The 10,362-nt window shown below is 69.6% G+C and carries 10 protein-coding genes; 2 read left to right on the top strand and 8 right to left on the bottom strand.

Going from position 1 to position 10,362, the window contains the following annotated elements:
* The coding region (locus Q7P21_RS16140) for a GNAT family N-acetyltransferase (protein WP_304177917.1) at positions 1-503 on the bottom strand (503 nt) is incomplete at its 3' end.
* Positions 500-979 carry a GNAT family N-acetyltransferase gene (locus Q7P21_RS16135; RefSeq protein ID WP_304164003.1) on the bottom strand — a complete coding sequence of 160 codons (480 nt, stop codon included), beginning with the start codon at positions 977-979 and terminating at the stop codon, positions 500-502. The genes Q7P21_RS16135 and Q7P21_RS16140, both read right to left, overlap by 4 nt.
* Before the next feature lie 39 nt (positions 980-1,018).
* Here Q7P21_RS16135 and Q7P21_RS16130 point away from each other — a divergent pair, with 39 nt between their 5' ends.
* The gene (locus tag Q7P21_RS16130) at positions 1,019-1,366 is read left to right on the top strand and encodes a TfoX/Sxy family protein (RefSeq protein WP_304177915.1); all 348 of its coding nucleotides are present in this window, start codon (positions 1,019-1,021) and stop codon (positions 1,364-1,366) included.
* Here the strand turns inward: Q7P21_RS16130 and Q7P21_RS16125 are convergent.
* Genes Q7P21_RS16125 through Q7P21_RS16115 form a run of 3 tightly spaced genes read right to left on the bottom strand, consistent with a single transcriptional unit; the run spans position 1,363 to position 4,207 of the window.
* Positions 1,363-2,325 carry an oxidoreductase gene (locus Q7P21_RS16125; protein WP_304164001.1) on the bottom strand — a complete coding sequence of 321 codons (963 nt, stop codon included), beginning with the start codon at positions 2,323-2,325 and terminating at the stop codon, positions 1,363-1,365. The genes Q7P21_RS16130 and Q7P21_RS16125 overlap by 4 nt on opposite strands.
* A gap of 2 nt (positions 2,326-2,327) precedes the next feature.
* Positions 2,328-3,107, bottom strand: coding sequence for an enoyl-CoA hydratase-related protein (locus Q7P21_RS16120; RefSeq protein WP_304163999.1), 780 nt, complete (start codon positions 3,105-3,107; stop codon positions 2,328-2,330).
* Positions 3,108-3,139: 32 nt separating this feature from the next.
* Positions 3,140-4,207 carry an MBL fold metallo-hydrolase gene (locus Q7P21_RS16115; protein WP_304163997.1) on the bottom strand — a complete coding sequence of 356 codons (1,068 nt, stop codon included), beginning with the start codon at positions 4,205-4,207 and terminating at the stop codon, positions 3,140-3,142.
* Positions 4,208-4,458: 251 nt separating this feature from the next.
* On the opposite strand from Q7P21_RS16115, the gene Q7P21_RS16110 reads away from it, so the two are divergent.
* Positions 4,459-5,715 (top strand): hypothetical protein, encoded by a 1,257-nt coding sequence (locus Q7P21_RS16110; RefSeq protein WP_304163995.1) that lies wholly within the window; start codon positions 4,459-4,461, stop codon positions 5,713-5,715.
* An 84-nt stretch (positions 5,716-5,799) separates the two neighbouring features.
* On the opposite strand, the gene Q7P21_RS16105 is transcribed toward Q7P21_RS16110, so the two are convergent.
* The 3 genes from Q7P21_RS16105 to Q7P21_RS16095 all read right to left on the bottom strand — a co-directional run.
* Positions 5,800-7,341 (bottom strand): acetolactate synthase large subunit, encoded by a 1,542-nt coding sequence (locus Q7P21_RS16105; RefSeq protein WP_304163993.1) that lies wholly within the window; start codon positions 7,339-7,341, stop codon positions 5,800-5,802.
* 77 nt (positions 7,342-7,418) lie between these two features.
* On the bottom strand, positions 7,419-8,957 hold the full coding sequence (locus tag Q7P21_RS16100; protein ID WP_304177914.1) for an acyl-CoA synthetase: 1,539 nt from the start codon (positions 8,955-8,957) through the stop codon (positions 7,419-7,421).
* Between the two features lie 106 nt (positions 8,958-9,063).
* Positions 9,064-10,362, bottom strand: a 1,299-nt coding sequence (locus Q7P21_RS16095) for an AMP-binding protein (RefSeq protein ID WP_304177912.1), incomplete at its 5' end; no start/stop codon positions are given.

Genomic DNA, 10,362 nt, shown 5'->3' with positions numbered 1-10,362 from the left:
GCCGCCTCGATCACCTTGGCGGAGCGGACATTGTCGAGGGCCGCGGTCAGGCCGATCAGCCGGACGCCCAGCTCCTGGAACATCCAGCCAAAGGAATGGGCCGCGCCCTTGCCGCCATTGCCCTGCCCTTGCAGGTCGGCGCGGGTGGCGCCGGCCAGTTCGGCCGACGACCTGTCCGCCCAGACGCTGAACTTCGAATAGCCGGCGACCTCCCCTTGCGGATCGAGGCTGAGGATCAGCACCGCGTCTCCGGTCTCGCGCTGGCGGGCGGCCTGCGCGATCCAGGCCGTGACATTGGCCTCGGTGATCGGGCGCGGCAGGTCGTAGATCGGATCCGACACCCGGGGGTCGGCCAGCATGGCGGTGAGCGAGGCGGCGTGCTCGGGCCCGGCGATCACCCGACCGGGGCCCAGCGTCAGGGGATCGACCGTGCGGACGGCGAGGCGGATCGCGGCCTCTTCTTCCGGCGTGGTGGTCAGGACGGTTTTGGGCGGGGCGCTCATGATGCAGCCAAGGCCTCCAGGCGCGCGCCGGTCAGGCGGCGCACGGTCCATTCCGTCTGGGCCCCGGCCCCCAGGCTGTCATAGAAGGCGATCGAAGGCGCGTTCCAGTTCAGCACCGACCATTCCAGCCGGGCCAGGCCCTCGTCGCCACAGCGCTGGGCCAGGCGGCGCAGCAGGGCCTTGCCCGCCCCCAGGCCCCGGGCCTCCGGGACCACGAACAGGTCTTCCAGATAGATCCCGTGGCGGCCCAGGAAGGTCGAGTAGTTGTAGAACCAGATGGCGAAGCCCACCGGCGCGCCATCGGCCTCGGCTATGTCGCAGAACAGCCGCGGATTCGGCCCGAACAGGTGGCCGGCGATATCATCCTCGGTCGCCTCCACCTCGTGCAGCAGCTTCTCATAGTCGGCGAGCGCACGGATGAAGCCGTGGATCAGGGCGGTGTCGGCAGGGCCGGCGGGGCGGACGGTCACGGTCATGGATGGTATTGTCGCGGCCTCGCCGGAGAATCGCAACGCATGGCCGTCTCACCGGACTTCCTGGACATGGTGCTGGAGCTGCTGGAGCCGCTGGGCGGGGTGACCCACAGGCGGATGTTCGGCGGGGTCGGCCTGTCGCGCCACGAGCTGTTCTTCGCCCTGCTGGCCGAGGATGCGCTCTATCTGAAGATCGACGACATCAGCCGGCCGGACTTCGTCGCGGCCGGCTGCGAGGCTTTCCAGCCGTTCGGCGGCGACAAGGCCATGGGCTATTGGTCGGCGCCGCTTGAGGCCCTGGAAGACCCCGATGTCCTGGCTGAGTGGGCCCGCAAGGCGCTGGACGCCGCCGCGCGGGCCAAGATCAGGACGCCGAAGAAGCGGGGCTAGCCCACGCCCGTCGTCTCCGCCGAAAGCGCCCAGAGCCGCTCGGCGGCCTCCGGATCCAGCGCATGGTCCATGACGCCGATGAAGGGGTTGGCCGCGTCGAAGGCCGGGGCCTGGCCGCAGTTCTCCAGATAGAGCCCGCCGACGCCCTCCAGCTCCTCGCCCACCGCCGCCCAGACGCTGGTCGAGGCGCCCTGCTGCGGGGTCTTGAAGCCGTCGCGGACCTTACCGGCCTCGTCCATCCAGCCCATGGCGATCATCTCCTCGCGCGGCAGGTGGCGCTGCAGCGGGGTCATGATGCCGCCGGGCATGACGGCGTTGGCGGTGACGCCCAGCTCGGCGAAGCGGGCGTTGAAGCCGACCGCGAACAGAGCGTTGGCGGTCTTGGCCTGGCCGTAGGATTCCCACTTGTCATAGGCCCGCGTCCGATAGTGCGGGTCGTCGAAGTTCACCCCCGAGCGGCGGTGGCCGATGGAAGACAGGGAGACCAGACGCGCGGTGCGGCCAGCCTCCTCGCCGTTCATCAGCGCCCGCGCCAGACCGACCCCCAGCAGGAAGTGGCCGAAGTGGTTGGTGCCGATCTGCATCTCCAGATCATTGGCCGTGTAGCTGAGCGGACAGGCCATGACGCCGGCGTTGTTGACCAGGATGTGCAGGGGCGTCTCGCCCCAGGTGGTGACGAAGGCGGCGACCGAGGCCAGGTCGGAGAGATCGAGATTCCCGACCCGGACGCGCTCGGCGCCCACCGAGGCGTTGATGTCGGCCGCGGCGGCCTCGCCGGCCGCGCGGTTGCGCACGGCCAGGGTGACCTCGGCCCCGGCGCCGGCCAGCGCCCGGGCGGTCTCGATGCCGATGCCGGTGGCGCCGCCCGTGACGATGGCCGTCCGCCCCATCAGGTCATGGTCGGCCACGACGTCGGCAGCCGGCGTGAAGGCCCCGAAGGCCGAAGTGATCAGGCTCATGCTCAGCCCACCTTGGAGAAGTCAGGGGCGCGCTTTTCGGCGAAGGCGGCGAAGGCCTCCTTGGCTTCCGCCGACTTGAGCTGGGCGGAGAAGTGGACGCCCTCCTCGGCCATGCGCTGGGCCAGGCCCTCGGGATCGCGCATCAGGGCCTTGGTGGCGGCCACTGCGGCGCGGGGACGGCCGGCGACCGCCTCGGCGGCGGCGCGGGCCTTGGCGCGCAGTTCGGCGCGCGGCACGGCGGCATTGGCGATCCCCCAGGCCACGGCCTTCTGGGCGTCGACCGCCTCGCCCAGCACGAACATGGCGAAGGCCCGCGCATGTCCGATGCGGGACGGCAGGGTGATGGACGACGCCGCCTCCGGCACCAGGGCCAGGTTGACGAAGGGCGTGGTCAAGAGCGCGTCGTCCGACACATAGACCAGGTCGCAATGCAGCAGCATGGTCGTGCCGACGCCGACCGCGCGGCCATTGACGGCGGCGACCAGCGGGATCTTGGCGACAGCGAGGGCGGCCAGCAGCGGATTGCCCTCGCGGCGCGCGTCATTGGCGGCCGACTGGCCGGAATTCACGGCCGCGAAATCGGCCAGGTCGTTGCCGGCGGTGAACATGTCGCCCTCGGCCTGGATCAGGACGCAGCGGACGTCCTTGTCATGCTCGGCGCCCAGGATGCCGTCGGCCAGCGCCTGGTACATGGCCCGGGTCAGGGCGTTCTTCTTCTCCGGCCGGTTCATGGTCAGCGTCAGCACGCCATTGGATTTTTCGCTGAGTATGTGGTCGGTCATGGCGTCCTCCGATGAGCTCTTACGGCGTATACTTAAGCCTTGGCCTGATACCAGTCGACGCCGTTTTCGTCCGTTCTGCGCTCGGCCTGACCCCGGGCGATCAGACAGTTGAGGTGGGCGAGGCTCTCGCCGGTCGCCATCCCCAGCACCCACTGGTCGATCTTGCGGCGGAACAGGACGCTGAACACATCCACCGCCCGCTTGGGCTCGGCCAAGAGCTTGTGCAGCCGGGTCAGCCCCCGCTCGTGGCCGCCGATCAGGTGGTCGATACGGGCGTGCAGACCGTGGAACGGGTCGTTGTGGGCCGGCAGCACCAGGACGTCATCGGGCATGTTCGCCTTGATCCGGGCCAGGGAGGTCAACCAGTCGGTGAGCGGGTCTCCGGCCGGCTCAGTCGGGAACACCGAGACATTGGAGGAGATCTTCGGCAGCACCTGGTCGCCGGAGATGAACAGCTTCAGGTCCGGGCAGTGCAGGCAGGCATGTTCGGGCGAATGGCCAGAGCCGACCACCACCCGCCACATGTGGGCGCCGATCCGAACCTCGTCGCCGTCGCTCAGCCGATGGAAGCTGTCGGGCAGGGCGTGCAGTCCCTTGCCGAAGCCGCCGAAGCGGGCCCGGTAGTTCTCCAGCGCCTCGTCCTCCCAGCCTGCGGCCTTGTAGAAGGCCAGCGCGTCCTCGGGCGCCTCGCGACCGGTGTCGGCCGCCAGATTGTGGCACATCAGGAATTCGAGCCGGGTGATCCACAGGCGGCAGTCATATTTGCGGGTCAGCCAGCCGGCCATGCCGATGTGGTCGGGGTGCATGTGGGTGACGAACACCCGGGTGACCTTGAGATTGGCGAGCGGGCCGGCAAAGGCCTTGCGCCAGGCCTGCTGGGTCTCCGATCCGCCCATGCCGGTGTCGACGATGGCCCAGCCGCCCTCTTCCTCGATCGCCCAGACATTGATGAAGGCCAGCGAGCCGCCGAGCGGCATCCGTAGCCACTTCACACCGGGCGCGACATCCACGGCCTCGCCGGTCTTCGGGCCCTGCTCGAATGGGTAGACCAGTTTCGGTCTCGCCACCTCGGGTATGGTCTCTTCGAAACCGTCGCGCATGAAGTCCTCCCATTTTCCGAAACCGCATTCGGAAACCGAACCATGTTCGCCGCGAAGGCGGCGGGATCGAACCCCCCTTGCTTGGGTCTCGCCCTAGTTCAGCCCCTGTTCACGGCGAACTTGACCCATAGGGCATGCACGCGCTTATGTCCGCGCGAAGGAACCACCCAGGAGAGTTTTCCACCATGAGGCCCATCGGAATCGGGCTCGCGGCAGCCCTGCTCGTCGCGGCTCTAGTCCCGGCGGTCGTGATGTCCGCCCCCAAAGCGGCTCCGGCCGTGAGCGAGGCCGCCCGCAAGCAGGGCATGGCTGAAGCCCCCGCAGTCGCTCAGGCGGCCGGCATCACCTGCCAGGTCACCGACGCGCGCTTCGTCGGCAAGGCGACAGACGCCAAGACCAAGATCGCCACCAGCTATTATGAAGTCGACTGCGACCAGGGCCTGGGCTTCGTGCTGTCCTCGGCCGCGGGCGCCAAGCCGACCGCCTTCACCTGCATCGAGGCCGACACGCCTCAGCCGGACGGCAAGCCCTCGGCCCTGCCCTGCGTCCTGCCGGGCAACGCCGATCCGAAGGCGGATCTCGCGCCCCTGCTGGCAAAGGCCGGGGTGCAATGCACCCCCGAGGCCGCCCGCGGCATCGGCCAAAGCCCCAGCAACACCTTCCTGGAAGTCGCCTGTTCTGGCGGCTCCGGCTATGTGCTGCAGGCCGCCTCGCCCGCCGTGGTGACCGGCAATGTGGTGGCCTCCGACTGCCTGCTGTTCGACGGCTCCGATGGCAACATCAAGTGCGTCCTGAAGGACAAGGCCTCGCGCCTGGCCGTGGTCGACACCTATGTCACGGCCGCCAACAACGGCTGCGTGGTCAAGGATCGTCGCTTCATCGGCATGTCGCAGGCGGGTTCGAGCTTCTATGAATCGGCGTGCGCCGACGGCAAGGGCTACATCTACAAGGTCGAGAAGGCCCAGCTGGTCCAGACCTATCCTTGCGAGAAGGCCTCCGGCATCCTCGGCGGCTGCACCCTGACCGACGCCCGTGAAGCCGAGACCGCCCAGGCCGGCCTCTACACCAAGCTCGCCAAGAGCGCCGGCTTCGACTGCCAGGTCTCCAAGTACGCCCCGTTCCCCGGCCCGCCCGGCAAGGACGTGGTCGAGATGGCCTGCACGAACCGTCCCGACGGCGGCGTCGGTGTGTTCGGCGGCCCGGCCGACAAGCCGGTGGTCTATGACTGCGGCCGCGCCCCGATCGCGGGTTATCGCTGCAGCTTCACCAAGCCCGCCGACGCGATCGGCGTGTTCACGGCGGACCTGAAGAAGCTCGGCAAGCCCGACTGCACGGTCTCCGCGACCCGCGTGATCGGCAAGACGGCCAAGGGCACCACCTATGTGGAAACCGCCTGCGCCGACGGCCTGAAGGGCTATGTGCTGGAATACACCGCCGACCCGCTCAACGCGGTGGGCGTGGTGGGCTGCGCCTTCACCAAGGACTGCAAGCTGCCCGGCAACGTCTGATCCCAGACGGACCTGAAATGAAGAAGGCCCGCGGAGCGATCCGCGGGCCTTTTTTTATCCTCCCCCGAAGGCGGGGCAGGCGCCTCAGATCGCGGCTTCGATGAACTTCGGGCCGGGCTGAGTCATCGCGTCGGCGAAGGCGGCCTCGAACTGTTCGGCGGTCTCGCAGCGCACGGCCGAGACACCCATGGCCTTGGCCATCGACACCCAGTCGATGCGCGGATCGCCGAGATCCAGCAGCTTGCTGGCCGAGGGTCCGGCATTGCCGGCGCCGGTGCGGCCCATCTCGATATTGAGGATGCGATAGCTGTGGTTGGCGAAGACCACGACGGTGACGTCGAGGTTCTCCCGCGCCATCGTCCAGAGACTCTGGATCGTGTACATGGCCGAGCCGTCGCCGGAGAGCGCCACCACCTTGCGGTCGGGCTTGGCCACCGCCGCCCCGATGGCCAGCGGCAGGCCGATGCCGATGGCCCCGCCGGTCAGGGCCAGCACCTCGTGCGGGACTGTCGTCATGCAAGGCACGGCGACCCCGCCGCCGGAGGTCACGGCGTCATCGCAGATGATCGCGCCCTCGGGCAGGTGGCGGGCGATGGACAGGCCGCAGGCCTGGGGGCTCAGGCCGCCGGTCGGGGCCGCATCCGGACGCTTCAGGGGCTGGACCGGACCGGCTGCGGGCGCGCCGAGCGCGTCCGCCAGCGCCGCGAGGGCCGCCACGCTGTCAGTCTTGCGATCGGCCAGGGTCAGGGTCTCGCAGCCTTCGGGAACCAGGACCGAGGGCCGGTCCGGATAGGCGAAGAAGGCCACCGGCATGGCGGTGCCCACATAGACCATCAGGTCTACGCCCTCGAGATCGGCCAGCGCCGCCTCGCCGAAATACTGCATGCGGGCCGGGGCGAAGACGCCCGCGCCGCGCGGTTGGCGGGCGACGAAGGTGTCGACCAGGACCCGCACCCCGGCCGACTGGAGGCGCGAGGCGAGCGCGATCGACGGCGCGAGGCAGGCCTGGCCGCCCAGCAGCAGCACCGGCTTCTTCGCCGCCCGGATCGCCTTGGCGACGGCCTCGACCGTCTCGTTGACGGGGGCTTCACGGGCCGGGCGACGGGCGGCGACGGTCTCGACCTTGGTCTCGGTCCAGGCGGCGTCGGCCGGCAGGATCAGGCTGACCGGGCCGCCGGGCGGGCCATAGCTGGCGGTGATCGCCTCGGCGGCGATGGCGGCGACGTCCTGCGCGCGGTCGGCCGACTTCACCCACAGCGAATTGGGGCCGACGATGGTCGGGATGTCAGAGTTGAGCGGGGCGTCGTACTGGCGGTGATAGGTGGCGTGGTCGCCGACCACATTGACCAGCGGCGTAAAGGCGCGCCGCGCATTGTGCAGATTGGCCAGGCCGTTGCCGTAGCCAGGACCCAGGTGCAGCAGGGTGCAGGCCGGGACGTCGGCCATGCGGCCATAGCCATCCGCCGCCCCGGTCGCGACCCCCTCGAACAGGCAGAGCACCGGACGCATCTTCGGCTGGCGGTCCAGGGCCGAGACGAACTGCATCTCGCTGGTGCCGGGATTGGCGAAACAGGCGGTGACCCCATTGGCCACCAGGGTTTCGATCAGGGCGTCGGCGCCGTTCATGGGGTCCTCCCGGGACTCGTTGGTCGTGTCACGTCTCCTTGCGGCAGGGGCCGGCGGGGCGCAACCAGGATGGAGGCTCAGATGCGCCGGTCGAGGCCTTCCCAGAACGGTTCGCGCAGCTTGCGTTTGAAGATCTTGCCGGAATCCTCGCGCGGCAGTTCGGCGTGGAAGTCGACCCGCTTGGGCACCTTGTAGCCGGCCATCTGCCCGCGCAGATAGGCCCGGACCTCCGCCTCGGTGAGCGTCGCCCCCGGCATGGGCTGGACCACGGCGCAGACCGCCTCGCCGAACTCCTCGTCGGGAATGCCGAACACGCCGCAGTCGGCGACGCCCGGCATCTTGTGCAGCTCGGCCTCGATCTCGGCGGGATAGATATTGGCCCCGCCGGAGATGATCATGTCCTTGGCCCGGTCGCACAGATAGAGGAACCCGTCGGCGTCGAGATAGCCGATGTCGCCGGGCGCGATCAGACCGGCCTTCTCGGAGGCGGCGCGCTTGGCGTCGTCGCCATGATAGGTGAAGTCGGCGATGCCGGCGGTCTTGGCCACCACCTCGCCGATCTCGCCGGCCGGCAGACTGTTTCCCTCGGCGTCGATCACCCGCACGTCGGCGCCGGGCATGGCCGTCCCCACCGTGCCCGGATGGGCCAGCCACTGTTCGGAGTTGCAGAACACCACGGCGCCGGTCTCGGTGGAGCCGTAGTACTCATTGATCACCGGCCCCCACCACTCGATCATCGCCCGCTTGATCGGCGCCGGGCATGGGGCGGCGGCGTGGACCACGAACTTCAGGCTGGAGAGATCGTATTTCGCCTTCACCGCGTCCGGCAGCCGCAGCAGCCGGTTGAACATGATCGGGACCATGTGGATGTGGGCGACGCGGTAGCGCTCGATCAGGGCCAGCAGCTCCTCCGGATCGAAGCGCGCCTCCAGGATCACCTTGGCGCCCAGCCGGGCCGAGAAGGCGCCATAGGCGTTGGGGGCCGAATGATACATCGGGCCGGTGATCACCGTGACGATCTCGCCCGGGCGATCCAGCCAATCGGCGAAGCCAAACGCCTGGGCCAGCGCCCGGGCCGAGACGGCGGCCTGCTCCGGGCTGGGCTGGCGCCGTCGCACGCCCTTCGGATGGCCCGTGGTGCCGGAGGTGTAGATGATGGTGCCGGGCCCGTCGGCGACCGGCTGGTCATAGGGCGCGAAACCCTCGAGCCAGGTCGCCCAGTCGATCATGCCGGCCGGAACCGGCGCGGGGTCTATGCCATAGGCCTGGGCGATCTCCGGCGGGGTGGCGACCACCAGCACCGGCACGCCAGGCGGCAGGGCCGCGCGGACGCCCTCGATCAGATCGGCATGGATGATGATCGCCCGCGCCCCGGAATTCTCGAACAGATAGCGGGCCTCGGCCTCGGCATAGTGCCAGTTCACCGGGGTGGGATAGGCGCCCAGCAGCCCGGCCGCGAAGGTGGCCTCAATGAACGGCAGGTCGTTGCGCAGATAGATGGCGATCAGGTCGCCGGCCTTGACCCCCAGCGAGGCGAGCCCGGTCGCGGCGCGGGACGCCCGCGCGCCCAGCGCCTCAGAGGACAGACTGCGCTCGCCGCTGATGATCTCGCCCATGCCGATGTTCCTCCCGCCAGCTCATCGGCCGGCCTGGAGACACGCTAGCGCGCGCGGGCCGTGCGGCAAGCCTGACGTAGCGTAGGCTGGCCGAGACGGCTGCGGCTTAGGACAGGGCGATGACGTCGGGGTCGGGCGGGGTGGCGAACAGCCGTTCCACGTCGGCGGCGCGCAGGGACCGGGCCAGCGCCTGGGCGATATAGCCCTTGTCGGTGATCTCGCCCGCATTGGCGTCCGGCGGGGTGGCGAGCACCAGGGCCCGGGCGACCCGGCCGCCAGACCCCTTGGCCTTGGCGTTCAGCCTCTCGATCCCCGTCCGCACGGCCGCCGCGATCTCGTCCGCCCCATGGCCGGGCTTGGGATAGAACAGGAGGCCCAGCGTCTCGCGGCCCTCGCCGCAGACCACCGCGTCGGTGACCGCATCGCCCACCGCCCCGACCGCCTGGATGCGCAGCTCGCCGACGCTGACGAAGGTGCCGCTGGCCAGCTTGAAGTTCTCCGACAGCCGGCCGTCGAAGGCCAGGCCCTGGGCCGGGTCCGCCGCATCTATGAAGCGGGCGGCGTCGCCCAGCTTGTAGAAGCCGTCCTCGTCAAAGCTGTCGGCCGAGACCTGGGGCAGGCCCAGATAGCCGGACGTGACCTGCGGGCCCTTGACCCGGAACTCCAGCTTGTCGCCGGCCGGCGCCAGCTTCACCGCCGTGCCCGGCAGAGGCAGGCCCATCAGGCCCATGCGGTCGTTGGTCCAGTGGACATTGGCCGCCGTCGGCCCGGTCTCGGTGGCGCCATAGCCGCTGGCGAAGCTGATCTTTTCGCCGACGGTGCGCAGGGCCACGGCCTGGATGCGGTCGCAGATGTCCTGGCCCAGATTGGCGCCGCCGTACTGCATGACTCGGACGCGAGCGAAGAACTTCCGCGCCAGATCCTCGTCGCGCTCCAGCTCTCCGGCGAACAGCATCCAGCCGGCCGGGACCATGTTGTGATAGGTCGGCGAGATCTCCTTCAGATTGCGCACGGTCTCGGCGAAGCGCCCGGCCACCGGCTGGCCGGCGTCGATATAGACCGTGCCGCCGCGATGGGCGGCCATGTGCAGGATCGCATTGGCCCCCAGGCTGTGGCTCCAGGGCGCGGCGTTGACGATCACCGGCGGGTCCGGGTCGTCGAAACAGGCGGCGACCTGGGCGGCGTTGGTGGCGATGTTGCGGTGGCGGCAGATCACCGCCTTGGGCCGGCCGGTGGAGCCGGAGGTCAGCAGATATTTGGCGGTGTCGTCCGGGTCGGCGCTGGCGGCGACGGGGGCAGACCTCAGCAGATCAGCGAAAGCCACATCTCCGGGTCTCGCATTGGCGGCGGCGACCACCGGCAGACCGGCCAGGAACGGCGCGGCCAGGGCCTCGCCGAACAGAGC

This window comes from Phenylobacterium aquaticum, from assembly GCF_947378715.1.
Classification (GTDB): Bacteria; Pseudomonadota; Alphaproteobacteria; order Caulobacterales; family Caulobacteraceae; genus Phenylobacterium; species Phenylobacterium aquaticum_A.
The sequence above is the reverse complement of the archived record's forward strand: the minus strand, read 5'-3'. Positions and strand labels throughout refer to the sequence as shown.